Origin of the sequence: Bradyrhizobium manausense (genome assembly GCF_018129685.1) — a bacterium.
GTDB lineage: Bacteria > Pseudomonadota > Alphaproteobacteria > Rhizobiales > Xanthobacteraceae > Bradyrhizobium > Bradyrhizobium manausense_D.
In genome coordinates this window covers 24,633-49,298 of the sequence record NZ_JAFCLG010000020.1, presented here as the reverse complement: position 1 = coordinate 49,298, position 24,666 = coordinate 24,633, and the positions used below count along the sequence as shown (strand labels likewise).

At 63.5% G+C, this 24,666-nt stretch carries 25 protein-coding genes, 2 tRNA genes and 1 pseudogene; 24 read left to right on the top strand and 4 right to left on the bottom strand.

Going from position 1 to position 24,666, the window contains the following annotated elements; genetic code table 11:
• Positions 1-42: 42 nt before the first annotated feature.
• Positions 43-582, top strand: a complete 540-nt coding sequence (locus JQ621_RS29675; RefSeq protein WP_212240221.1) for a 2'-5' RNA ligase family protein — start codon at positions 43-45, stop codon at positions 580-582.
• A gap of 911 nt (positions 583-1,493) precedes the next feature.
• On the opposite strand, the gene JQ621_RS29670 is transcribed toward JQ621_RS29675, so the two are convergent.
• A tRNA-Thr gene (locus JQ621_RS29670) sits at positions 1,494-1,568 on the bottom strand.
• 314 nt (positions 1,569-1,882) lie between these two features.
• On the opposite strand from JQ621_RS29670, the gene JQ621_RS29665 reads away from it, so the two are divergent.
• The 13 genes from JQ621_RS29665 to JQ621_RS29605 all read left to right on the top strand — a co-directional run bounded on the left by JQ621_RS29665 (position 1,883) and on the right by JQ621_RS29605 (position 10,400).
• Entirely contained in the window at positions 1,883-2,071 is a 189-nt protein-coding gene (locus JQ621_RS29665) for a hypothetical protein (protein ID WP_212240220.1), read from the top strand.
• 25 nt (positions 2,072-2,096) lie between these two features.
• Positions 2,097-3,803 (top strand): FAD-dependent oxidoreductase, encoded by a 1,707-nt coding sequence (locus tag JQ621_RS29660; RefSeq protein WP_212240325.1) that lies wholly within the window; start codon positions 2,097-2,099, stop codon positions 3,801-3,803.
• A gap of 122 nt (positions 3,804-3,925) precedes the next feature.
• Complete coding sequence (locus JQ621_RS29655; protein ID WP_212240219.1) at positions 3,926-4,234, top strand: EthD family reductase; 309 nt, start codon at positions 3,926-3,928, stop codon at positions 4,232-4,234.
• A 191-nt stretch (positions 4,235-4,425) separates the two neighbouring features.
• Positions 4,426-4,935 carry a hypothetical protein gene (locus tag JQ621_RS29650; RefSeq protein ID WP_212240217.1) on the top strand — a complete coding sequence of 170 codons (510 nt, stop codon included), beginning with the start codon at positions 4,426-4,428 and terminating at the stop codon, positions 4,933-4,935.
• A gap of 110 nt (positions 4,936-5,045) precedes the next feature.
• Complete coding sequence (locus JQ621_RS29645; RefSeq protein WP_212240213.1) at positions 5,046-5,870, top strand: alpha/beta fold hydrolase; 825 nt, start codon at positions 5,046-5,048, stop codon at positions 5,868-5,870.
• Between the two features lie 36 nt (positions 5,871-5,906).
• Positions 5,907-6,044 carry a hypothetical protein gene (locus JQ621_RS29640; RefSeq protein ID WP_249125656.1) on the top strand — a complete coding sequence of 46 codons (138 nt, stop codon included), beginning with the start codon at positions 5,907-5,909 and terminating at the stop codon, positions 6,042-6,044.
• A gap of 82 nt (positions 6,045-6,126) precedes the next feature.
• Positions 6,127-6,576, top strand: coding sequence for a DUF2948 family protein (locus tag JQ621_RS29635; protein ID WP_212240324.1), 450 nt, complete (start codon positions 6,127-6,129; stop codon positions 6,574-6,576).
• Positions 6,577-6,711: 135 nt separating this feature from the next.
• Complete coding sequence (hisD, locus tag JQ621_RS29630; RefSeq protein WP_212240211.1) at positions 6,712-8,007, top strand: histidinol dehydrogenase; 1,296 nt, start codon at positions 6,712-6,714, stop codon at positions 8,005-8,007.
• Positions 8,004-8,501 (top strand): UPF0262 family protein, encoded by a 498-nt coding sequence (locus tag JQ621_RS29625; RefSeq protein ID WP_212240209.1) that lies wholly within the window; start codon positions 8,004-8,006, stop codon positions 8,499-8,501. The genes hisD and JQ621_RS29625 overlap by 4 nt, the downstream gene beginning before the upstream one ends.
• Positions 8,502-8,573: 72 nt before the next feature.
• Positions 8,574-9,041, top strand: a complete 468-nt coding sequence (locus JQ621_RS29620) for an arsenate-mycothiol transferase ArsC (RefSeq protein ID WP_212240207.1) — start codon at positions 8,574-8,576, stop codon at positions 9,039-9,041.
• Positions 9,042-9,198: 157 nt separating this feature from the next.
• Positions 9,199-9,828, top strand: coding sequence for a Maf-like protein (locus JQ621_RS29615; RefSeq protein WP_011084077.1), 630 nt, complete (start codon positions 9,199-9,201; stop codon positions 9,826-9,828).
• A 126-nt stretch (positions 9,829-9,954) separates the two neighbouring features.
• The gene (yacG, locus tag JQ621_RS29610) at positions 9,955-10,137 is read left to right on the top strand and encodes a DNA gyrase inhibitor YacG (protein WP_212240205.1); all 183 of its coding nucleotides are present in this window, start codon (positions 9,955-9,957) and stop codon (positions 10,135-10,137) included.
• Between the two features lie 187 nt (positions 10,138-10,324).
• A tRNA-Phe gene (locus JQ621_RS29605) sits at positions 10,325-10,400 on the top strand.
• A gap of 207 nt (positions 10,401-10,607) precedes the next feature.
• Here JQ621_RS29605 and JQ621_RS29600 read toward each other — a convergent pair.
• Entirely contained in the window at positions 10,608-11,513 is a 906-nt protein-coding gene (locus JQ621_RS29600; protein ID WP_212240203.1) for a ferritin family protein, read from the bottom strand.
• Between the two features lie 212 nt (positions 11,514-11,725).
• Here JQ621_RS29600 and JQ621_RS29595 point away from each other — a divergent pair, with 212 nt between their 5' ends.
• The 8 genes from JQ621_RS29595 to JQ621_RS29560 all read left to right on the top strand — a co-directional run bounded on the left by JQ621_RS29595 (position 11,726) and on the right by JQ621_RS29560 (position 21,047).
• Positions 11,726-13,957, top strand: coding sequence for a NosR/NirI family protein (locus tag JQ621_RS29595; RefSeq protein ID WP_212240323.1), 2,232 nt, complete (start codon positions 11,726-11,728; stop codon positions 13,955-13,957).
• A gap of 15 nt (positions 13,958-13,972) precedes the next feature.
• Positions 13,973-15,928 carry a TAT-dependent nitrous-oxide reductase gene (gene nosZ, locus JQ621_RS29590; RefSeq protein ID WP_212240200.1) on the top strand — a complete coding sequence of 652 codons (1,956 nt, stop codon included), beginning with the start codon at positions 13,973-13,975 and terminating at the stop codon, positions 15,926-15,928.
• A gap of 14 nt (positions 15,929-15,942) precedes the next feature.
• Positions 15,943-17,304, top strand: a complete 1,362-nt coding sequence (locus tag JQ621_RS29585) for a nitrous oxide reductase family maturation protein NosD (RefSeq protein ID WP_212240199.1) — start codon at positions 15,943-15,945, stop codon at positions 17,302-17,304.
• Positions 17,301-18,206: an ABC transporter ATP-binding protein gene (locus JQ621_RS29580; RefSeq protein WP_212240197.1), complete on the top strand. Its 906-nt coding sequence runs from the start codon at positions 17,301-17,303 to the stop codon at positions 18,204-18,206. Before JQ621_RS29585 ends, JQ621_RS29580 begins: the two co-directional genes overlap by 4 nt.
• A complete protein-coding gene (locus JQ621_RS29575) occupies positions 18,203-19,030 on the top strand; it encodes an ABC transporter permease subunit (RefSeq protein ID WP_212240189.1) in 828 nt (275 codons plus the stop codon). Before JQ621_RS29580 ends, JQ621_RS29575 begins: the two co-directional genes overlap by 4 nt.
• A complete protein-coding gene (locus JQ621_RS29570; RefSeq protein ID WP_212240187.1) occupies positions 19,027-19,569 on the top strand; it encodes a nitrous oxide reductase accessory protein NosL in 543 nt (180 codons plus the stop codon). The genes JQ621_RS29575 and JQ621_RS29570 overlap by 4 nt, the downstream gene beginning before the upstream one ends.
• 13 nt (positions 19,570-19,582) lie before the next feature.
• A complete protein-coding gene (locus JQ621_RS29565) occupies positions 19,583-20,581 on the top strand; it encodes an FAD:protein FMN transferase (RefSeq protein WP_212240183.1) in 999 nt (332 codons plus the stop codon).
• Positions 20,582-20,798: 217 nt separating this feature from the next.
• Entirely contained in the window at positions 20,799-21,047 is a 249-nt protein-coding gene (locus JQ621_RS29560) for a hypothetical protein (RefSeq protein WP_212240181.1), read from the top strand.
• A gap of 278 nt (positions 21,048-21,325) precedes the next feature.
• On the opposite strand, the gene JQ621_RS29555 is transcribed toward JQ621_RS29560, so the two are convergent.
• Both JQ621_RS29555 and JQ621_RS29550 read right to left on the bottom strand, forming a co-directional pair.
• Positions 21,326-22,369 carry a glutathione S-transferase family protein gene (locus JQ621_RS29555; RefSeq protein WP_212240179.1) on the bottom strand — a complete coding sequence of 348 codons (1,044 nt, stop codon included), beginning with the start codon at positions 22,367-22,369 and terminating at the stop codon, positions 21,326-21,328.
• A gap of 38 nt (positions 22,370-22,407) precedes the next feature.
• A complete protein-coding gene (locus JQ621_RS29550) occupies positions 22,408-23,184 on the bottom strand; it encodes an SDR family oxidoreductase (RefSeq protein WP_212240177.1) in 777 nt (258 codons plus the stop codon).
• A 126-nt stretch (positions 23,185-23,310) separates the two neighbouring features.
• Between JQ621_RS29550 and JQ621_RS29545 the strand changes: the two genes are divergently transcribed.
• Both JQ621_RS29545 and JQ621_RS29540 read left to right on the top strand, forming a co-directional pair.
• Positions 23,311-24,225, top strand: coding sequence for a LysR family transcriptional regulator (locus JQ621_RS29545; RefSeq protein WP_212240175.1), 915 nt, complete (start codon positions 23,311-23,313; stop codon positions 24,223-24,225).
• A 98-nt stretch (positions 24,226-24,323) separates the two neighbouring features.
• Positions 24,324-24,651 (top strand): annotated as a pseudogene (locus tag JQ621_RS29540) (hypothetical protein).
• The last annotated feature ends 15 nt before the right edge of the window (positions 24,652-24,666 follow it).

The following is a 24,666-nucleotide window of genomic DNA, read 5'->3' as shown; positions in this document are numbered from 1 at the left end:
CAGTCTAAAGATGGAGGGCCCTGGTCTCCAACATGTTCAGCAATGGCGATCGCGATCAATATTCGAGCCGATGGTTCCTCCGCGAGCGAGATCGAACGACTGTGGGACCAGGTTGCGGCTTTCGAGAATGAGCCCTCGATGCGCTCTCTCGGCTACCGGCCGCATTTGACATTCGCGATCTACGATGCGCCCGAGATCGACGAAAGCACCGCATGGGAGGCGATGCTGCGCGCGGTGAACGGCGAGGCGCAGCTGCGCGTCGCGTTCAAGCGCATCGGCTGGTTCGCCGGCCCTCCGCTTGTCCTGTGGGCCGAGCCCGTCAGTGACCCTGCGCTCGCGCGTTGGCACGCAGCGATCAGCGAAAGCATTGATCCTGCTCACTGTCGACCTCACTACCGCCCCGGCGCCTGGACGCCTCATTGCACCCTCGGCATGCGTATCGCCGACGCGAAGCGCGATGAGGCAATCGCATTTGCACGGTCGTTCGACCGAAACATCTCGGTGTTGTTCGACGTGGTCGACTGCGTGTCGTTCCCGCCGGTGCGGGTGATCGCCGAGCGCAGATTGCCGCCCGTTCGGTAATTGCCTCGGTTGGCTAAAGCAGGGCGATTGAACGCAGCGAGTTTTGATGAAGGCCGAAAGCGATCAGGCCGGAGAGAAGCAACGCAGTCCCGGTCGCGATCAGGCAAAACGCAAACACTATCGAAAGCCCCTGGTTCGTCTTGAATGACCAGGACGATAATAGATAAAATTTTACCGACAATCGAAAGGAAGAATTAACCTTACCTGCGCGGCCCAACAGGAAACGTCGGCATCACGCCTTGGATGCGTCCGCGGGCATGTGTTTGCCGCACACGCCAATCTGACCCGTCGGGCAAAGCACCCGCCTCCCGCCGAACCCCGTCAACCCCCCTCACAAAAATATTCCACTTTACCGAAATTCGGAATTGCGGTATTCCCCCGCCATCCCGGCCCGAGGAGGGGAGCGATCTTACGTCGTCACGAACGTGGGCCGGGGTTGCGATGGACGCAGCAAGCGCCGGCGCGGATGCGAGGGCAGGGCGGGGGGAGGATTGAGCCGGATCCCGTGAGCTCATCGCAAGCCGTGGCGTACGAACGGCGCTCGCGCGTAACGGCAAAACCGTGTGGTCCTGGCTGTCGTCGCTACAGCCAAGCTTCCGCGACGATGCATCCTCCCAACCGGGCGCGGTGCGTCAACGGATCGTGAAGCGACGGTGACAAAAAGAACGCGTCGCCGGGGAGAGCACGGCATAGCCGTCCAACCATCGCGCAGGGAAGGCCGAGTGTTCGGCGTCACCTGTATGCTGCTGTGCGGTCTTTCACTGCGCTACATTCGCGCAGCGGACCGCGGGTGCCCGTCGGCACCCGGTCTTCCCTGCGCCCTCTTCGAAAGAGGAAGGAGGCGGAACGAGCAAAGCTCGGGCGTCCAGTGCCGCGAGAATGCCGGTCCGCGCTCAATGTCTGAAAGTGAATGGTGCTGCCAGACAGGATTGAACTGTCGACCTCTCCATTACCAATGGAGTGCTCTACCACTGAGCTACGGCAGCAATGCTGGGATCGAGAATCGGCCGCCACAGGGGCCTACCAAGCGGGCCGATATCTGCCACAGGCCTCCCCGCTGTGCAAGCTTGCAAGGACAGCCAAAACGAGAAAATCGGAGCGATATCGGGGATATTACGGCCGTTTTCGCCCGAAACGACCGACTCTCCGTCGAATTTGGTTCCGATTCCCCGGCCAACTGGCCAGTTGGCTGCAGGGGCGGCTTCGACCCATTTTGGATTTCGCACGATCGAGGCCATCAGGCCTCTTGAGCTGCCGCATTCTCTGAGCATGTTACCGCCATCTGCGGGATGGACGCGCGATGGCTGACGAGAACGACAAAACCACTGGACATGCGAAGGGATCGCGGGACGACCGGCTAAAATCGGCGCTGCGCGAGAATCTCAAGCGACGCAAGGCGCAGGCGCGCGAACGCGCCGCGCGCGGCGATCCCTCGCAAAACGAAGATGGCTCCCCAAATGAGGGAGCCGCCGGCAAGGCCGGAACTTAGAAATTTGGAGTGCGTGGACGTGGCCATGGGGCAGAACGAGCAGGATCAGACCGACAGGAATGCGATGATGTCGCGTTTCGCCCGCCCCGAGCAGACGTTTCCGACGTTGACGCCGGCCGAGATCGAGCGCCTCAGGCAGTTCGGCGAGCTTCGCACCTACAGGCATGGCGAGGTGCTGTTCGAAACCGGCAAGCCGGGGCCGGGCATGTTCGTCGTGCTGAAGGGTCATGTCTCGATGACCCAGCGTGACGGCCTCGGCAATGTCACGCCTCTGATCGACCAGGGGCCGGGGCAATTTCTGGCCGAGCTCAGCCAGCTGTCGGGCCGTCCGGCGCTGGTCGATGGCCGCGCCGAAGGCGATGTCGAGACGCTGCTGCTGCCGCCGGAGCGGTTGCGCGCATTGCTGGTCGCCGAGGCCGAGCTCGGCGAGCGCATCATGCGCGCGCTGATCCTGCGCCGGGTCAATCTGCTGCAGGCCGGCGTCGGCGGCATCGTGCTGATCGGTCCCTCGCATTCGGCGGGCGTGGTGCGGTTGCAGGGCTTTCTCACCCGCAACGGCCAGCCGCATCACCTGCTCGATCCCGACAGGGATCGCGATGCCGCGGAGGTGATCGCGCGCTATTCGCCCAGACCCGAGGACTGGCCGCTGGTCGTCACGCCGGATGGCGCGGTGCTGCGCAACCCTGATGAAACCGCGCTTGCGCGCGCGATCGGCATGATCGGCGGCCCGCGCAACGACCGCATCTACGACGTTGCGATTGTCGGCTGCGGGCCGGCCGGGCTCGCCACCGCCGTGTATGCGGCCTCCGAGGGCCTTTCAGTCGCGGTTCTCGACACCCGCGCCTTCGGCGGCCAGGCCGGCGCCAGCGCGCGCATCGAAAACTATCTGGGTTTTCCGACCGGCATTTCCGGCCAGGCGCTCACGGCACGCGCGTTCAACCAGGCGCAAAAGTTCGGCGCCGACATCATGATCCCCGTCACGGCGAAGTCGCTCGATTGCTCGCGCAAGGACGGCGCGTTTGCGGTCACGCTCGACGGCCATGATCCCTTGCGCGCGCGTTCGGTGGTGGTGGCGAGCGGCGCGCGCTATCGCCGGCCCGACATCGCCAACCTCGACAAGTTCGAGGGCCGCGGGGTCTGGTACTGGGCCTCGCCGGTCGAGGCAAGACTGTGTGCGGGCGAGGAGGTGGCGCTGGTCGGCGCCGGCAATTCGGCCGGGCAGGCGGCGGTGTTCTTGTCGGGCCATGCGAAAAAAGTGCTGATGATCATCCGCGGCGGCGGTCTTGGCGCCAGCATGTCGCGCTATCTCATCGAGCGTATCGAGGCGACGCCGAACATCGAGCTGCTGTTCAACACCGAGATATCGGCGCTCGAAGGCGACGAGGCCTCGCTGCTGCGGCGGATCCGCTGGAAGAGCCGGCTGTCCGACGACGAGGATTCCGCGGACATCAAGAATCTCTTTTTGTTCGTCGGCGCCGATCCCGCCACCAGCTGGCTCGACGGCTGCGGCGTGACGCTGGACCGTGGCGGCTTCGTCGTCACGGGCGCGCAGTCCGAACAGAACCAGGGCCGGCTGGTGGCGCCGTTGGAAACGTCGGTTCCCGGTGTCTATGCCGTCGGCGACGTCCGCTCCGGCTCGGTCAAACGCGTCGGCGGCGCCATCGGCGAGGGCGCACAGGTTGTCGCCTCACTCCACGGCTATCTCGGCGACGCCGCAAAACCGGCGCTTTAATCGCGGATAGAACGAGCAAATGGCAAGTCGATTGTGACTTGCCATCTTGCCGTGTCCCACGGACTATTGCCGCGCCGCGATCAATCGCGCGTGGAAGAACAAAGATTGCAAGGGAGGACTACATGGCCGAACTCGTCGTGCTCTACAAGACGCCCAAAGACGCCGCCGCCTTCGACAAATATTATGTCGAGACGCACATTCCGCTCGCAAAGAAACTTCCGGGTCTGAAGAAGTACACCGTGAGCAAGGGGCAGATCGGCACGCCCGCCGGTCCGTCGCAATTCCATCTGATTGCGACGCTCAGCTTCGACAGCCTCGCCGACATCCAGAAGGCGTTCGGCTCACCCGAGGGCAAGGCGGCCGCCGCCGATGTGCCGAAATTCGCCTCGGGCGGCGTCGAGATGCAGATGTTCGATACCAAGGAAGTGTGAATCTCCGACGCGACTTCCGTCGAACGCTGCCATCGCTTGTGACAGCGCTGCAAAAATTTCAGTCATGCATTTGTCGATTCGCACGATGATGCATGGCTGGACGCGGATGTGTGATCGTGCCGCGTGTGGCAATCCGATGAGGACCGTAATATCAATCTCCTGTTCTCAATGCCGAGAGTAGGAGAGATGTCATGGTGCTCGGGATGAGTCTGCAAGTCTTCACACTGGTCCATGTCATCATCAGCCTGATCGCCATCGCCGCCGGCCTCGTCGTGATGTTCGCCCTGCTCGGCTCGAAGCCGATGCCGGGCCTCACCGCGATCTTCCTGGTCTTCACCATCCTGACCAATGCGACGGGCTTCCTGTTTCCGTTCAAGGAGCTGCTGCCGTCCTACATCATCGCCGGCATCTCGCTGGTGCTGCTGGCAATCGCCTGCTTCGCGCTCTACGGCATGAAGCTCGCAGGCCCGTGGCGGCCTGCCTACATCGTGACCGCGATGATCTCGCTCTACCTCAACGTCTTCGTGCTGATCATCCAGTCGTTCCTGAAGATCCCGGCGCTCGCCGCGCTCGCACCGGCCGTGCCGCCGGCGCCGCCCTCCGGCCCGGTGTTCGCCGCGGTGCAAGGCATCGTGCTGGTGTTCTTCGTGCTGGTGACCATCGGCGCCTGGCGCCGCTTCAAGCCGATGGCGTTCGCGTGATTTGATCTCGTCATTCCGGGGCGATGCAAAGCATCGAACCCGGAATCTCGAGATTCCGGTTCGCGCTGGTGCGCGCCCCGGAATGACATTTTCCAATGAAGGAGTCCCACATGCCCACCATCACCACCAAAGACGGCGTCGAGATTTTCTACAAGGATTGGGGCTCGGGTCAGCCGATCGTGTTCAGCCATGGCTGGCCGCTGTCATCGGACGATTGGGACGCGCAGATGATGTTCTTCGTCACCCGCGGCTATCGCGTGATCGCGCATGACCGCCGCGGTCATGGCCGCTCGGCGCAGGCCGCCGATGGCCACGACATGGATCACTACGCCGACGATCTCGCCGCGCTCACCGCGCATCTCGATCTCAAGAGCGCCCTGCATGTCGGCCATTCCACCGGCGGCGGAGAGGTCGTGCACTACATCGCGCGTCACGGCGAGTCGCGTGTGGCGAAGGCCGCGATCCTCTCGGCGGTGCCCCCGCTGATGGTGAAGACCGAGGCCAATCCCGGCGGTCTGCCGAAGAGCGTGTTCGACGGCTTTCAGGCGGCGCTTGCCGCCGGCCGCTCGGCGTTCTACCGCGACATCGCCGCAGGTCCCTTCTACGGCTACAACCGTCCCGGCGCCAAGCCGTCGGAAGCCGTGATCCAGAACTGGTGGCGCCAGGGCATGATGGGCGGCGCGAAGGCGCACTATGACGGCATCGTCGCGTTTTCGCAGACCGACTTCACCGAGGATCTGAAGATGATCAGCGTGCCGGTGCTGGTGATGCATGGCGACGACGACCAGATCGTGCCCTACGCAGACTCCGCGCCACTGTCGGCCAAGCTGCTCAAGAATGGCACGCTGAAGACCTACAAGGGCTTTCCGCATGGCATGCCGACCACGGAAGCCGAGACGATCAACGCGGACCTGCTGGCGTTCTTCAGGAGTTGAGCGTTCGATCTTGCCCTCTCCCGTCTGCGGGAGAGGGTGAGGGGTTGTTTTCGCAAACACGCCTCGCCCAGGCTCGTCACCTCGACCGGGCAGATCGGCTGCGCCATGATCCATGTCGCCCGGGCCGGTTATCCGAAGAATGTGCTGGAGATGGAGGATATCAATAGCGTCTAGCTCTTGGGCTGGTTAGTTTGCGCGGAAATTTTGCCCGCCCCGCGCGTTGAGCCGCATCAGCCCCGAGGAAAAAGTACCGGTGATGTCTCCCCAGCTCAAACTGATCGCGCTCGATGCCGACGATCTCGCCGTCATCTCGACCCATGTGCAGGATGCCCGGGTGCAACCTTGCGACATCATCTGGCGGCAAAGCGAGAAGCGCCTGGTGGTCGGCATGAGCCGTCTGGACTGGGAGCAGACGCTGGATGGTGAGACCGAGCCGCGCCGGCTGGTCGCCGCGCTCCGCTTCGACCGCGTGCTGGCCTGCAAGGCGCGCAATATCGATCTCGCCACGCCCGAGGCCGTTCTGGACCTCGTCGGCATCGAATTTCACCCTCAGGACGGCCGTCACGAGGAGCCCGGCGGCAGCGCGCTGCTTCTGTTCGCCCAGGGCGGCGCCATCCGCCTCGATGTCGAGTGCCTGGAGTGCCAGCTCACCGACCTCGGGACGGACGAATTCGGGGCGGGACTGCAAATCGAGGGGGAGGGCTGAGGCAGCCTGTATACCAGGCGTGCGGCTCAGGCTCTCGCCCAAACGGGTGCTTGCAAGGGTTGACGCAGCTTCCCCGCCGCGCCATTGAGCAGGGGGCCGTCTGAGCCCCCCTAAACCAGCAGAAGCCAAGCCAAAATGCCCGTTCGTCTCGACCGCAGCAGCGCCGATTTTGACCAGCGATTCGCGGCCTTCCTCGCCGCCAAGCGCGAGGTTTCGGCCGACGTCGAGGCCGCCGTGCGCGCCATCGTCGACGACGTCGCCAAACGCGGTGATGCCGCGCTGCTGGAGGCCACCGCCAGGTTCGACCGCTTGAAACTGGATGCATCAAGCCTGCGCGTTTCGGCCGCCGAGATTGAAGCTGCGGCAAAGGCCTGCGATGCAGCGACGCTGGATGCGCTCAAGCTCGCGCGTGACCGCATCGAGATCTACCATCGTCGCCAGCTGCCAAGAGACGAGCGCTTCACCGATCCGCTCGGCGTCGAGCTCGGCTGGCGCTATACCGCGATCGAATCCGCCGGCCTCTACGTGCCCGGCGGCACCGCCGCCTATCCGTCCTCGGTGCTGATGAATGCGGTGCCGGCGAAGGTTGCCGGCGTCTCGCGCCTCGTGATGGTGGTGCCGTCACCGGACGGCAAGCTCAATCCGCTGGTGCTGGCGGCCGCCTCGCTTGGCGGTGTCACCGAAATCTATCGCGTTGGTGGCGCGCAGGCCGTTGCGGCGCTCGCCTATGGCACCGCGACGATCGCGCCGGTCGTCAAGATCGTCGGCCCGGGCAACGCCTATGTCGCCGCCGCAAAGCGGCTGGTGTTCGGCAAGGTCGGCATCGACATGATCGCAGGCCCTTCCGAGGTGCTGGTGATTGCCGACGATACCGGCAACGCCGACTGGATCGCCGCCGATCTCCTGGCGCAGGCCGAGCATGATGCCAGCGCGCAGTCGATCCTGATCACGGACTCGGCGCGCCTTGCCGACGATGTGGAGAAGGCCGTCGAAGCGCAGCTGAAAACGCTGCCGCGCGCTGCCATTGCCGGCAAATCCTGGGCCGATTTCGGCGCCATCATCATGGTGAAAACTCTCACCGAGGCCATCCCGCTCGCAGACGCGATCGCCGCCGAACATCTCGAGATCATGGCCACCGATCCCGATGCGCTCGCCGCAAAGATCCGCAACGCCGGCGCGGTGTTCCTCGGCGCGCATACGCCGGAGGCGATTGGCGATTATGTCGGCGGCTCCAACCACGTGCTGCCGACGGCGCGCTCGGCGCGATTCTCCTCGGGCCTCGGGGTCGCCGATTTCATGAAGCGCACCTCGATCCTGAAATGCGGCCCGGACCAGCTGCGTGCGCTGGGACCGGCTGCGATGACGCTGGGACAAGCGGAGGGGCTGGATGCCCATTCGCGCTCGATCGGATTGCGCCTCAATCTGTCATGACAAAGCCGCCCGAACAGGACGACTCGACCAATCGCATCGTCGCGGTCACCCTCGACGAAGACTCGATCGGCCGTTCCGGGCCGGACATCGAGCATGAGCGCGCGATCGCGATCTACGATCTGATCGAGCAGAATCTGTTCGCGCCCGACGGCGCGGAGGGCAAGGGACCGTTCACGCTGCATATCGGCATCACCGGCAGCCGGCTGATGTTCGACATTCGCCGCGAGGACGGCACGCCCGTGGTCGCGCATCTGTTGTCTCTGACGCCGTTCCGGCGGATCGTGAAGGACTATTTCATGATCTGCGACAGCTATTACCAGGCGATCCGCACCGCGACGCCGGACAAGATCGAGGCCATCGACATGGGCCGCCGCGGTATCCATGACGAGGGATCGCGGACGCTGCAGGAGCGGCTGAAGGGCAAGGTGCGGATCGATTTCGAGACCTCGCGCCGGCTGTTCACGCTCATTACCGTTCTGCACTGGAAGGGCTAGGGCATGGCCCGGAAAAGTGTGCAGCGGTTTTCCGATAAGGCCATGCCCTCTATCAAAAGAGGCTAAACGCGGATGGCGGGTCCGCCGCGCACACGCGATCCGCAATCGGTGCTGTTCGCCTGCGCGATGAACAGCGTGCGCTCGCCGATGGCCGCGAGCCTGCTCCAGCATATGTTTCCGCAAGGTCTCTACGTGAAGTCGGCCGGCGCCCGGAAGGGCGAGCTCGATCCGTTTGCGGTTGCCGTGATGGCAGAGCTTGGCCAGGACATCTCGACCCACAAGCCGCAGACCTTCGAGGAACTGGAGGATTGGGAGGGGCTCAATTTCGACCTCATCATCACCCTGTCCCCGGAGGCGCATCACAAGGCGCTGGAGCTGACCCGCACGCTTGCCGCCGACGTCGAATACTGGCCGACGCACGATCCGACCACGATGGAGGGCAGCCGCGACCAGAAGCTCGCCGCCTATCGCGAGGTCTGCGACCAGCTGATGATGCGCATCCGCCGGCGGTTCGCCAAGGTGGGTGCGGCGAGCGGGTAGCAATGGGTGGCCGTAACACCCGCGTCACAGACCACGGGCACAGCTTGTCGGAAACCTCGAATCAGCAAAGTCCGGGTTCCCGGGTTGTGAAATCAGCCCCCGTCCGATAGGTTCCGCGCGCAATTCACCCCCTGCCAAAATCTCCCAAAATCACCTGATGCTCGGCCGCCCCAAATTCGTTCTTGCCTCCGGTTCACCGCGGCGCCTGTCGCTGCTCAACCAGGCCGGCATTGAGCCGGATGCGCTCCGGCCGGCCGACGTCGACGAGACGCCGAAGCGGGGTGAGCTGCCGCGCGCCTGCGCCAACCGCCTCGCGCGGGCCAAGGCCGATGCGGCGCTCAAATCAGTGCAGCTGGACGACGAATTGCGGGGCGCCTTCATCCTCTCCGCCGACACGGTGGTGGCGGTCGGCCGCCGCATCCTGCCGAAGGCCAATCTGGTCGACGAGGCTGCGCAGTGTCTGCGGCTGCTGTCGGGCCGCAACCACCGCGTCTATACCGCGATCTGTCTGGTGACGCCGCGCGAGGCCTTCCGCCAGCGCCTGGTCGAGACCCGCGTCCGCTTCAAGCGGCTTTCTGAAGACGACATCCAGGCCTATATCGGCTCCGGCGAATGGCGCGGCAAAGCCGGTGGCTATGCCGTACAGGGCATCGCCGGCTCGTTCGTGGTGAAGATGGTCGGCTCCTACAGCAACGTGGTCGGGCTGCCGCTCTACGAGACCACGACGCTGCTCGGCGGCGAAGGCTTTCCGATCCGCTTCGGCTGGCTCAACGCCACCGCCGTCTGACGAACATCGCCAAAACAACCCCATGCACAGTAGAATCCACCGGCGGGGAATCCGCGCCTCGGCCCGAGAAACCTGTTTGTCGACGGGCCCTTGAACGCCCCGACCTCGTGTACAGCTATCCCGATCATGGACGACCAAGTCAAAAAGCCCATCCCGCCCCTCAAAACCTGCCCGATCTGCGGCAAGCCGCAGGCGCAGGCCACCCGTCCGTTCTGCTCCTCGCGCTGCCGCGACGTCGATCTGAACCGCTGGCTGAAAGGATCCTACGTCATCCCCGGTCGGGACGACGAGGTGGATGACGTTGAATAGGTAATAATATCAATATCTTACGTGGGCGCCCGGCGCACCTCGGAAAGCCCGCGCCAGCTTGTGCACAGCCGGGCCGCGCCCGGCGAAGCCTCTTGGCGAAGCCGGGTGGACAGGCCGCTCCGAGCCCACTATAAACCGCCCGCTCGATGGGCCTTGAACCCTCTTCTTTGGGTCCCTCGCAGAGCAAGCCCAGGTAGCTCAGTTGGTAGAGCATGCGACTGAAAATCGCAGTGTCGGTGGTTCGATTCCGCCCCTGGGCACCATTAAGTTCGCTCAGACCAAAGGACTCTCCGAGTGAAAGCTCGTCCCGGCGTAATCCGTCGGGTGAAGCTGGATGGTTTCATCCCGCCCCCTAGGCGCCATTGGCTTATGTTGTCCGATACTTGCGCCGCTATTGCCAGCAACGAGCAAAATCACCCGCCGCATCGAATGCAGCGCGACTTGCAAGGTGCATCCGCTGGCGTTGCGGATCATCGCAATCCCGATTCGGCGGCGAGCTGACGCAGCCCCGCGAGTCGCATGATGGATTGCGCGGCGAGTTTCTGCGCCAATTCCATGCTGCTCTGGTCGGCCGCGCGGTCGGCATCGTCGAGATAGATGATGGACAATTGCTCGGCGCGGCGCAGGGCGCGGCGTTTGATGTGTTCGATCTCCTCAATCTTCGTGTCGGCGCTGTTTCCGTCTGAAGGCGTCAGGAAAGGCGGGGGCAGGGGAGCGGGATCGAGGGTCAGGAGTTGTTTGCGTTGGACGGGGTCCAGCCGTTGCGACCAGGCGACCATGTCCCTGAGGAGAAGGCTCTCCAGCAGCGCCGCCGAGTCAGGCTCGTCGATCTCCTCGTCGGTCCTGGCTGCGTGCCCGGCTCCGAGCTTCCGTTCGGCGCGCCAGGCAAGTCGCCGCTCGCGGCGCAACAGATTGCCGTCAGACAACGCTTCACGCGCGAGCTGCTCTGCGGTCTCGCGCACCAAAGGATCTTCAGCAAGGGCGATGACATAAGTCCAGAACACGAAGGCGCGCTGGCGGTGGCGGGCCGCGAGCGCCCAGGCGGCATAAGGCGTCGACAGGCTGGAATTCCCGATGTCGGCGATTTCCGCCGCAGCAACGAGGTCGATCGGTGCCCAGCGCAGATCGGACGCATCGGGACGCTTGCCGCAGGCGGCAAGGCAGGCCGCGGACAGGCTGTCGCAACGATTGCGCTCGCGCGTCGCGACGACCTCGAACACGGGGCGTACCGGCAGCAGGCGCTCCTCGGTCTGCACGGCAAGCGAGTCGTATTGCCGTGCAGCCTTTTGCGCCTGGTCAAACGCAATTGCATAGAGCTCGTTGAGGCTTCGCACCGGCGCCGGCGGCACGGCGATCAGAAGCGGCTCTTTGCGCATGTCGGGCTCTCTCTCGAAACAAAGTTTGTACCAATCGGACTATCGGCAGTTTGATCCAACGCAACTAGCGATCTTGTTCGGCGCTCTATTGTTGCTTGAGCTTGCAATCCAGAACAACGGCGTTCTGCTGAAGAGTCTGGACTTGTCTCTTGCACAAACCCGCCAACATCGTTGTCCTTTTCTCGATCCTTGCCGTTTTCGGCTGGATCGCCATGCTTGGAGAGGCGTGCGCCGCAGGCCGGCTGAGCGAATACCTTGGCAAGGCGGAGCCGGGCGAACTGGTCACAGGCGCCAATCGCTTCGGGGCGCCGCAGGGAGATCCCGCGATTGCGCCTGCCTACAAGGATGATCAGCTCCTCGGCTTCGTCTACCTGAACTCCGATTTTGCCAACGCCACTGGCTACTCTGGAAAGCCCATCCAGATCCTGGTCGGTATCGATCCCAAAGGTGTGCTGACCGGCCTGAAGCTCGTTGAGCACAAGGAACCCATTGTGCTCGTGGGCATTCCGGTAGGCCGCATACTCGAAGCGGTCAATAAGTTGATCGGCACCGACATGGATCGCGTGGCGCGCGGAGTCACGCCCGCCCCGCAGGTCGATATCGTCAGCGGCGCGACCGTCACCGTCCTTGTGATGGGCGACAGCATCGTTCGCTCCGCGACCAAGCTCATCAAGAGCGGTCGGCTCGGCGGTGCGGGCAACGCGATCGCCGGCGCGTCGCCGCAAGCTTCGAAGGTAATCAATCCCGGAAAGAGCGAGATTCGCGACTGGCAGAGTCTGGTCGATGACGGTTCGGTCCGCCGCCTGATTCTCACCGTTGCCGACGTGAACAAGGCCTTCGAGAAATTGGGCAACGCTGGCGCGGCCGCGCGTCCCGAAGAGGGCGATCCCGACGACAGCTTCATCGACCTGTACGTCGCCGATGTCGCGGTGCCGACCATCGGCCGCAGCCTGCTCGGCGATGACGGATTCGACCATCTGACTGGCCGACTCAGGCCCGGCCAGCAGGCGTTGATCGTCGCAGGATCGGGCCGCTATTCGTTCAAGGGGGCCGCTTACGTCCGCGGCGGAATCTTCGACCGCATCGAGCTGATTCAGGATGCCAACAGCATCCGCTTCCGCGACCGCGACCATACGCGGTTGGGAAACCTGGAAGCCGAAGGCGCGCCTGAGTTTCCTGAAATAGCCTTGTTCACGGTGCCGCCGGAATTCGCGCTCGATCCGACCGAGCCGTGGGTGTTGCAACTGCTGGTGCAGCGTGTGGTCTCGACACGAGAGAAGGCGTGGCTCACCTTCGATCTCGGCTACACGCTGCCAAACGCCTATGTGAAAACTGAGCCGCCGCCGGCACGGCAGCAGGCCGCCGCATCGCCCACGGAACGGTCGGCAGCGCCTGCAGTCACACCGCGCGACACCAAGACATCCTTCGTCGCCGAAGGCGAACCGCTGTGGATGAAGATCTGGCGTGGCGACGTCGTCAAGATTTCTACGACGGCTGCAGCGCTCGGCGCGCTCACTTTGATCTTCTTCTTCCAGAATGCCCTGGTCCGCCGCCCCAGGCTCTACACGTGGGTTCGTCGCGGCTATTTGTTGTTCATTCTGGTCTGGCTCGGCTGGTATGCGAACGCCCAGCTCTCGGTGGTCAACGTCCTGACCTTCGCCAACTCGCTGCTGACCGGCTTCAGTTGGGAATACTTCCTGTCGGCTCCGCTGATCTTCCTGCTTTGGGCCTCGATCGCCGCCGGGCTGCTGTTCTGGGGGCGCGGGCCATTCTGCGGCTGGCTCTGCCCGTTCGGCGCGCTGCAGGAACTGCTCAACAACATCGCCCAGGCGGTGAAGATCCCGCAATTCAGGCTGCCATGGGGCCTGCACGAGCGGCTGTGGCCGATCAAATACATCATCTTTCTAGGCCTGTTCGGCATGTCGCTTTACTCGACCGCCTTTGCAGAACAATTGGCCGAAGTGGAGCCCTTCAAGACCACCATTGTCTTGAAGTTCGCGCGTGAATGGCCGTACGTCGTTTACGCCCTCACGACATTGTCCGCTGGCCTGTTCGTGGAACGGTTCTTCTGCCGCTACATGTGCCCGCTTGGCGCCGCGCTCGCCATTCCCGGCCGGATCCGGATGTTCGAATGGCTGCGCCGCTGGCCCGAATGCGGCACGCCCTGCCAGCGCTGCGCCAAGGAATGCCCGGTGCAGGCGATCCATCCCGAGGGCCACATCAACGTCAATGAGTGCATCTACTGCATGCATTGCCAGGAACTGTATTTCGACGACCACCGCTGTCCGCACATGATTCAGGTGCGGCTGAAGCGCGAGAAGCGCGATGCGCTGTCGTCGCCCTCGATGCACAGCGGCGGCAAAGGCCCGAGCACAATCATCACCGCCGGCGGCAAGCCCATCCACCTGCCGACCGCCGATACCGTCACACCACCTGTAACCTGAAAGAAGGAGGCTATTATGAGCGACAACGAAAACGGAAAAGGCGTCAGCCGGCGCACTCTGCTTGGAACGACCGCGGCGGCCGCAGGCGTGGGTCTTGCGGGCGGAGCTGCGCTTGGCACAGACGGCAAGGACTTCATTGCGCCGGCCGATGCACAGACCAAGACGGCGGCGCCGAAAGCACCGGCAGCACGCCCCGCGGTGCAGAAAGCCGAGGTCGCGCCCGGCGAGCTCGATGAATATTATGTCTTCTTTTCCAGTGGCCAGACCGGCGAAATGCGTATCGTCGGTCTTCCCTCCATGCGCGAACTCATGCGTGTTCCCGTGTTCAACCGTTGCAGCGCCACTGGTTGGGGATTGACCAACGAAAGCCTGAAGGTGTTGACGGAAGGACTGCAACCGGTGACCCGCGAATTTCTCAAGACCCGCGGTGGCACCTACACGAACGGCGACCTGCATCATCCGCACATCTCGTTCACCGACGGCACCTATGACGGCCGCTACGCCTTCATGAACGACAAGGCCAATACCCGGGTGGCGCGGGTGCGCCTCGACGTCATGAAGTGCGACAAGATCATCGAGGTTCCGAACCAGCAAGCGGTGCACGGCTTGCGGCTGCAGAAATATCCCCGCACCGGGTACGTGTTCGCCAACGGCGAGGAGGGAGTTCCGCTGCCAAACGACGGCAAGATCCTCGACGATCCGAAGCAGTATCACTCGATCTTCAGCGCGATTGATGGCGACACCATGAAGGTTGCCTGGCAGGTGATCGTCAACGGCAATCTCGACAACGTCGACGCCGACTATCAAGGCAAATATGCCTTCGCTACCTGCTATAACTCGGAAGAGGGCGTAACGCTCGCCGAAATGACCGCCAGCGAGCAGGACTGGGCCGTCATTTTCAATATCAAGCGGATTGAAGAGGCGGTGAAGAAGGGCGACTTCAAGGAAATGAACGGCGTGCCGGTGATCGACGGCCGCAAGGGCTCTGCCTATACCCGCTATGTTCCGATTTCCAACAATCCGCACGGCATCAACACCGCGCCCGACGGCATCCACGTCTGCGTGGCGGGCAAACTCTCGCCGACAGTGACGGTGATGGACGTCCGGCTGTTCGACCAATTGTTCGACGACAAGATCAAGCCGCGTGACGTTGTGGTTGCGGAACCGGAGCTCGGCCTCGGGCCCTTGCATACGGCCTATGACGGCAGGGGCAACGCCTACACGACGCTGTTTCTCGACAGCCAGGTCTGCAAATGGAATATCGATCTCGCCAAGCGAGCCTTCAAGGGCGAGAAAGTTGATCCGATCATCCAGAAGCTCGACGTGCACTATCAACCCGGCCACAACCACTCCTCGATGGGGCAGACCAAGGAGGCCGATGGAAAATGGCTGATCTCGCTCAACAAGTTCTCCAAGGATCGCTTCCTCAATGTCGGTCCCTTGAAGCCGGAGAACGATCAGCTGATCGATATATCCGGTGACAAGATGGTCCTTATTCACGACGGCCCGAGCTTTGCCGAGCCTCATGACGCGACGATCGTTCACCGCTCCAAGATCAATCCGATCTCGATCTGGGACCGCGCCGATCCGATGTTCGCCGACGCCGTCAAGCAGGCCAAGGCCGACGGCATCAATCTCGAAGCGGACTCCAAGGTCATTCGCGACGGCAACAAGGTGCGGGTCTATATGACCTCCACGGCGCCGGCGTTTGGTCTCGAGCAGTTCCAGGTCAAGCAGGGCGATCAGGTCACCGTCTACATCACCAACATCGATGCGGTGGAAGACCTGACTCACGGCTTCTCGATCGTGAACTACGGTATCCAGATGGAAGTCGCACCGATGGCAACGGCATCGGTGTCGTTCTCGGCGGATAAGGCCGGCGTCTACTGGTACTATTGTTCGTGGTTCTGTCACGCCATGCACATGGAAATGAAGGGCCGCATGTTCGTTGAACCGAAGCCGTCGGCTTGAGGCGGGGACGACACGTGCTTTTCTTCCTGCGCATCCTTCCGGCGGCGATCTTCGCCGCCGGAGTCCCGGGCTCCGCCATTGCGGAGACGTTGAAGGCTGTGCCGGAACGGCCCTTGCAGGCTGTGCTCGACCGGGCGCAGGACGGCGACGTCATCGAACTGGCGCCTGGCGAATACAAGGGCGCGCTCAGGATCGAGCGGCGCGTCGTATTGAGCGGGCGGCCGGGCGCGGTGCTCGACGGCGGCGGCTCCGGCAATGCCGTCACGGTGACCGCGCCCGACGTCATCATCCGCGGCATGACCATCCGGGGATCGGGCCATGATCTGGAGACGATGGATTCAGGGGTATTCCTGGAGAAGACCGCGGAACGCGCGCTGGTCGAAAACAACCGATTCGAAGCCAACCTGTTCGGCATTTACGTTCATGGCGCGACGGGTTCGCGCGTCCTCCACAACATGATCGAAGGCGTGCAGGGCGGACGCCGTCAGGAAGCCGGCAACGGTGTGTCGCTGTGGAATGCGCCCGATGTCACGATCGCGGAGAATACTTTCCGCTACGGCCGCGATGGCATCTTCACCATCACCAGCGCCAAGGACCGTTTCATCAACAACCGCTTCGAGCAGGTGCGGTTCGCCGTGCATTACATGTACACCAACGACAGCGAAGTCAGCGGCAACGTCTCGATCGGCAATCACGTCGGCTACGCCATCATGTATTCGAACCGGCTGGTCATCCGAGGCAATATCAGCGATCGCGATCGCGACTACGGCATGCTGTTCAACTACGCCAATTACGCCGAAATCGACGGCAATTGGGTGGCCGGCGGCTCGCTCGACAAGATCGCAAGCAGTCGGGACGAAGGTCCGGACGAAGAGCGCGGCATGGTGCCGGAGGCGAAGCCGACGGCGGGCCTGCGCACCGGGCCGGAAAAATGCGTCTTCATCTACAACACCAACCATAACAAGTTTCGCAACAACTGGTTCGAGCGCTGCGGCATCGGCGTGCATTTCACCGCCGGCTCCGAGGGCAACGAGATCACCGGCAATGCCTTTGTCGGCAACCGCAACCAGGTGAAATATGTCGGCACCCGCGACCTCGACTGGTCGAAGGATGGTCGTGGCAATTACTGGAGCGACAATCCGGCATTCGATCTCGATGGCGACGGCATCGCGGACACGGCCTACCGCCCCAACGATCTGGTCGATCGCGTGTTGTGGACCGCGCCGTCGGCGAAAGTCCTGATCAACAGTCCCGCGGTGCAGGTGCTGCGCTGGGCGCAGGCGCAGTTTCCGGCGCTCTATCCCGGCGGCGTCGTCGATAGCCATCCCTTGATCTCGCCGCCACCGAAACCATCAGCCAGCCGGAGCCTGAGATGACCGTTACCATCGCCGTCAATGGCGTGGAGAAGTGCTACGGCGCGGTAAAGGCGCTGCGCAACGTCTCGTTCGACCTCGGTCCGGGACGGCTGAGTGCGTTGGTCGGCCACAACGGCGCCGGCAAAACCACGCTGATCAAATTGATGCTCGGCCTCATCCACGCCGACCGCGGCACGGTCCGCGTTTTGGGCGAAAATCCAGCGGCCGGCGAATTTTCGGCGCGCAGGCTGCTCGGTTATTTGCCTGAGAATGTTGCGTTCAATGCCGCCCTGACCGGACGCGAAACGTTGGCGTTCTACGCGAGGCTGAAGCAAATCAAGCTCGCCTCGGCCTGGCCGCTGCTTGACCGCGTCGGCCTCATGGATGCCGCCGATCGCAGGGTCGGCACCTATTCCAAGGGCATGCGGCAACGTCTGGGCCTGGCCCAGGCCCTGCTGGGGCGGCCGCGCGTGCTGCTGCTGGACGAACCGACAACGGGACTCGACCCCGCGCTGCGCCAGACTTTCTATGAGATCCTGAACGAGTTGCGAAACGACGGCGCCACCGTCCTGATCTCCTCGCACGCGCTCAACGAGCTCGAGGATCGCGCCGAACATGTTCTGATCATGAACCGCGGGCTTCTGGTCGCGCAGGGTACGCTGGCGGAACTGCGCTCGCTCTCGCAACTGCCGATCCGGGTCTCGCTTGATCTCGCGCCCGGGGCCAACGGCGTCGCGCCGGCATGGATGAGCGGGGAGTCGTTCGCAACTTCGCAGGGGCGCATCGTGCTGGTGCCCGACGAGGCGCGCAAGATGGAATTGCTGCGCGTTGCGGCCGGCGACCCCCGCGTGCGCAACATCGAGATCGCGGCACCGACGCTTGACGATCTCTACGCCCATTTTCTTCGGGAGAATGCTGCGTGAGGAACATCGTCATCATCGCGGCCAAGGAAATCAAGGAAGGGTTGCGCAATCGTTGGGTTCTGGCGACCACGCTGCTGCTGGCCGCGCTTTCGCTGTCGCTGACATTCCTCGGCAGCGCGCCGACCGGCAATGTCGGTGCCGGCGCGCTCGATGTGGTCGTGGTCAGCCTGTCCAGCCTCACGATCTTTCTGCTGCCGCTGATTGCGCTCTTGATCTCGCACGACGCCGTGGTCGGCGAGATGGAGCGGGGCACCATGATCCTGCTGCTGAGCTATCCTGTCGGCCGCTATCAGGTGATCCTCGGAAAGTTCTGCGGGCATGTGCTGATCCTCGCCTTCGCCACCGTCATCGGCTATGGCGCAGCGGCTGCCGCGCTCGCGATCACTGGTGCCTCGGTGCTGGCGGCAAGCTGGTATGCCTTCGCCTCCATGCTCGGGACGTCGATCCTGCTCGGCGCGGTCTTTGTCGCGATCGGATACCTGATCTCCAGCCTGGTCCGCGACCGCGGCACCGCGGCAGGCATCTCGGTGGGCATCTGGCTGCTGATGGTGCTGGTGTTCGACATGGCGCTGCTCGGCATTCTGGTGATCGATCAGGGGCGTGTCATCTCGGCCCCCGTGCTCGAGGCGTTGCTGTTTCTCAATCCCACCGACCTTTACCGTCTCACCAATCTGACCGGGTTCAATGTCAGCCAGTTTTCGGGCATGGCCGGGCTCGCCGGGACTGCGAGCACGGGCACCGGCGCATTGCTGCTGGGCCTGCTGGTCTGGATCGCGGCCCCGCTCGGGCTTGCGACCGCGTTCTTTGCGCGGAGGGAATTATGAGCCTGCGAATCCTCTCCACTATCGTTGCCGCCATCTTGCTGGCCGGATGTAATCAGGATGCGGCCAATTCGGTGGCGCCGCCGCCTGTCGCGCTCAACCGCGACGCGATGGGTGTGTTCTGCGGCATGAATCTGATGGAGCATCCTGGTCCGAAGGGCCAGATCATCACCGCGAGCAGGATTGATCCGTTCTGGTTCACCTCGGTGCGGGACACCGTGGCGTTCACGCTGATGCCCGACCAGCCCCGCGACATCCGGGTGATCTATGTTTCGGACATGGCGCGCGCGACCAGCTGGGACGATCCCGGTACGACGAACTGGATCGACGCGCGCAAGGCGTTCTTCGTGATCGAAAGCCGCAAGCAGGGCGGCATGGGCGCGGCCGAGGCGGTGCCTTTCGGCAATCGCGAGGCCGCCGGCGCGTTTGCTGCGGCCAATGGCGGCCGGGTTGTGACGTTTGCGGAAATTCCAAACGCCTATGTGCTTGGCAGCGACACCGCCGGCGACCAGGCCGAACACTCCGACGTGCGTCTCAACTGACGGAGATCAGCCGATGCTCAACCCAAATCTCACCCGTCGCCGCATCATCGTCATTGCTGCGGCCGCAGCTGGATCGGCATTTCTGACCGGTGGCCGAACTGCCCAGGCAGGCGATGCCGTACGGTGGCACGGATCGGCACTCGGCGCGCAGGTCTCGATCGAGATTTATCACCCGGATCGGGCGGAGGCCGAACGGCTGGTCGACCGCTGTGTGCTGGACGTGCGGCGGCTGGAGCAGCAGTTCAGCCTCTACCGGGCCGACTCCGCGATCTCAACCCTCAACCGCACCGGTATTCTGGTTTCCCCCGACGCTGACATGGTCGTGCTGCTGAAGGCCTCGCTGCGGTTTGCCGGGATGACCGGCGGTGCATTCGATCCGACGGTGCAGCCGCTGTGGCAGCTCCACGCGGATCATTTCGCTTCCGACAGTCCGGATATTGAGGGACCGTCGCCGCAGAAGCTGGCCGAAGCGCTGGCGAAGGTCGGCCACCGTGGCCTCCTTGTGAACGAAGATCGCGTCGCTCTCGTCAAGCATGGCGCAGCGATCACGCTGAACGGCATCGCGCAGGGCTATGCCACCGACCGTGTGGTCGAGCGCCTGCGCAAGGCGGGTCTGTCGACGACTTTGGTCAATATGGGCGAGATCCGGGCGATCGGCACCAGACCCGGGGGCGCGCCATGGCGCGTCGGCCTTGCCGATCCTGACAGGCCCGGCGCGCTCAACGAAACCATTGACCTTGTCGATCGTGCCGTCTCGACATCGGCAGGCGCTGGATTCCGGTTCGATGCCGAAGGCCGGTTTACGCATCTGTTCGATCCGGCGACGGGACGCAGTCCATCGCGCTACCGCACGGTGAGTGTCATTGCGCCAACCGCCACCGAAGCGGATGCGCTTTCGACCGCATTCAGCCTGCTGCCGTCGTCAGGGATCGCGGACATCGTGGCCACGCGACCGGGCGTGCAGGCCCGCGTCACTGATGCCGCTGGATCCTTGATCGTGTATGGCGCTTGAGAAAGGCCGGTGTGCCGGCAATCGGCCCGGTCAGACCCAAATTACAGTGCAATTTTGAGCATCAGGTCAGGATCAGCAGGCTTCCGCTGACAGCCGCGCTTGACACCGCGCGCAGCAGTTCCGGAAACCGCACCTGCCCTGGTTCTGGCACCTCGCTTGCTAAGTCCTGTCCAAAACCCGGCCTCAGCAGGGAGGCCGTTTCAGGTTGAGGCAAGTGATGCAGGAAGTGTCCCGTTCTGGTGCTGAGGACGAGCTCCGGCTTGATGGGTTGATCGCCGATTTGTGGTGGCGGGTTCGGCTGCTCAACACCGATATTCTCGAGGAAGAGGCCAAAGCCGGAGTGTTCGACCCGCAGCAGCCGACCTATCCGACGCTGGCGGCGAACCTTCGCGCCCGACGCGATAATCTGGTCGCGACGATCGGCATGCTCGAGCAGCGTGCGAGAGCGGCTTCCGAGGTGGCGTGAGAGCGGACTTCGTCTCTCCGGCGGGCGGGGCTCGGCCTTCCATCGATACCGCTCCGCGAGAAATGCCGTGAGAGCCCGCATCGGTCTGCTCCGGCTGCTCGATGTGCGGGAGGTGGCCGGCGTGGTCGATTTCGACCAGCTTCGCATCGGGGATATCGTTCGCGGCCTGACGGCCGAGCTCCGGCCAATTTCCGAGCGGCTTGATGGCTTCGGGCGAGGCGTAACGGCGAAGAAGACGCTGCGGTCGTTCTGCCCGACCGTGAGCACGACCGGCATGTTCAGGAGGCTCGTGGCGTATCGGCTCGTTGAAGATCATGTCGTAGGTCAGCGCGGGTACTCGGCGCTCTCGACCGCCCGCGCCCATGTGGTGCTGTGAAGTCAAGCACCGGGCCGAGCGGAACGATCCCGGTCGGATTGATCGCGCGGTGACTCTCATAATAGTGCCGCTTGATATGCTCGAAATTCACGGTCTCGGCGACACCGGGCCACTGGTAGATGTCGCGTGTGTAGGCCGAGAGACTGGGGTAGTCGACCAGCCGGCGGATATTGCACTTGAAGTGCCCGACATAAACAGCATCGAAGCGGATCAGCGTCGTGAACAGGCGGATATCGGCCTCGGTCATGATATCGCCGAGCAGAAAGCGCCGGTCGGCCAGCCGCTGCTCGAGCCAATCCAGTGTGTCGAAGAGCGGCACGACGGCTTCCTCATAGGCTGATTGCGTCGTGGCGAAGCCCGCCTTGTAGACGCCGTTGTTGACCGTGTCGTAGACGCGCGCGTTGATCGCGTCGATCTCGTCGCGCAGCGCAGATGGATAATAGTCGCCGGGTTTGGCGCCGCTGTCGTCGAAGGCCGAGTTTAGCATCCGGATGATCTCGGACGATTCGTTGTTGACGATGCTACAGGTGTCCTTGTCCCACAGCACGGGAACGGTGACGCGGCCCGTGTAGTGTGGATCGGCCGCCGTATAGATCTGATGCAGGAACTGCGCATTGTAGACGGCGTCGGCGATGACGCCCGGGCCGTCCGCGAAGGTCCAGCCGTGCTCGAGCATCAGCCAATGTACGATCGAGACCGAGATCGTGTCCTCGAGCCCCTTCAGCGCCCGCATGATCAATGTGCGATGCGCCCAGGGACAGGCGAGGCTGACATAGAGATGATAGCGGCCGGCCTGCGCCTTGAAGCCGCCCGTTCCGGTCGGGCCGGCGTCGCCGCCGGCCGTGACCCAGTTGCGGAAGGAGCTGTCCTTGCGAATGAAGCGGCCGCCGTTTGGCGCCGTTGCATACCAGGCGTCTTGCCACTTGCCGTCCACCAGCAATCCCATGTCGGTCTCCTCTTGCGTTGCCGTTGTTGCCAGCCGCCTCAGGTGCGGGTGATCGAAAGGCCGCCATCGACCAGCAAGGCCGTTCCGGTGACGAACGATGAATCCTCGGACGCCAAATAAAGCACGGAACGCGCCACTTCTTCAGGCCGTCCCACGCGCTTCAATGCGTGCAGGTTGGTGATGAAGGCCGTCTTGTCAGGCGTATCGTTCATCTCGCGATACATCTCGGTCTCGATCGCGCCGGGCAGCACCGCATTGACCCTGATATTCTGCGGGCCGAACTCGGCGGCGAGCGTCTGCGTCAAGCCGATCAGGCCCGACTTGCTCGCGGCATAGGCGGCGACACCGGGGAATGAGGAGCTGTAGCCGACGAAGGTCGAGGTGAAGATCACCGAGCCGCCGCCGTGCTTGGCCATCTCGGCGATCTGGTGCTTTGCGCCCAGGAACGAGCCGGTGAGGTTGATCGCGACGGCATCGTTCCAGCCGCCCTCCGAGACGCCGGTCGAAGCACCGCCTTCACCGAGCGTGCCGGCATTGTTGAAGGCGATGTCCAGCCTGCCGAATGCCTTCACCGCCAATGCCACCAGGGCCTTGGCATAGTCTTCCGAGCGCACGTCGCCCGCCAGAGCGACGGCCGACCCGCCGTTCGCCTTGATCTCGGCGACGAGGCTCGCCAGCTCGCTTTCGCGCCGGGCGCCGACCACCACCTTCGCGCCCTCGGCCGCGAACAGCTTGGCCGTGACCCGGCCGATGCCCGAGCTCGCGCCGGTCACGATTGCAACCTTGTCTGAAAGACGTCCTGTAACCTGTGTCATGTCCGTTCTCCGGTTCGGCCGCACCATCAGCGGCCTGCGACGAGCTACGTAGACCCTCAGAGAACTGGAAAGAAGCCAAAGAAAATGGTTATATTATTCAGTTTTACTGAATAATCGAGGCCTGTCATGGATCGTCTCCGTGCTTTCGAGGTGTTCACCGCGGTGGTGGGCCAGGGCTCCTTCATCCGCGCCGCCGACAAGCTCGAGACCTCGCCGGCCAATGTCACCCGCTACGTCAACGAGCTGGAGGAGATGCTCGGCGCACGCTTGCTCAACCGGACGTCAAGGCGGCTTTCGCTGACCGAAGCCGGCAAGACGCTGTATGACCGCGCGCTCTCGATTCTGGAGGAAGTGGCGGAGACGGAAGCGATCGCGTCCTCCGCGGCCATGCAGCCGCGCGGGCGCCTGCGGATCAATGCGCCGCTGAGCTTCGGCATCCTCCACCTCGCGCCGCTATGGCCGCGTTTTATCGCACGCTATCCCGATATCCAGCTGGACATCAGCCTGGTCGACCGGCTCGTCGATCTCGTCGACGAGGGCTTCGATCTGGCGGTCCGCATCTCGCGCGGCGGTTCGCCGAGCCTGATCAGCCGCAAGATCGCGGCCATCGGTCACTTCGTTTGTGCGTCGCCCGACTACGTCGCCAAACATGGCGCGCCGCAGACCCCGGACGATATCAGACACCATCGCTGCATTGCCTACGCCTATTCCGCCTCGGCCGACGAATGGCGATTGCTCGACAAGGAAGGCAAAGTCCACACGGTGCCTGTGTCCAACATCTTTCATACCAACAACGGCGAAACGGCTCGTGCGGCGGCGCTGGCCGGGCTCGGATTGTTTCTGCAGCCGACGTTCCTGACCGGAGAGCTGCTGCGGCAGGGGCGCCTGGTCCGCCTGCTGCCGGACTATCGTGCGCCCGAGCTCGACGTGCTCGTCGTCTATCCAAGCCGCCGCTACGTCAGTGCCAAGGTGCGCGTGATGGTGGACTTCCTGGCCGAGGCATTCCAGCACAAGCCGTCGTGGGACACCTGCCAGGTTTGAATCGGCGCAGCCTATGTTGGCTGCTCCCGCCGGTTCCATTCCATGGTTTCGTCCCGCCCTTGTGTTATTGCTGCTCCGCGCAACGATGCGAGGTTTCCATGCTGCCCATTCCCGCTGATATCTTCACCGAGCAAGAGCACGTCTCTCCCGACAGTCTTGCCAATCTCGGGCCGCTCCGCCGGCTCGCTTACGGCATCTGCTCGACCGACTTCCTGGAGCAGGCCTTCCGCACCGATTCCTAATCGCTGCGACATCACCTTCAACGACGATGGCAGCTGGAGCTATTTGATCCAGACCGCGTTGTTCGTCCGCGGCGCGCCGTTCAATCATCACGACAGCAACACGCTTCGGCTGGTCGCGCCGCTCAAGCTCAATCCCCTTGCCGTGATCGTGAACGATCGCGATAAGGGCAGCAAGCCGGCCTGAGGCGCGGTCGCGGAG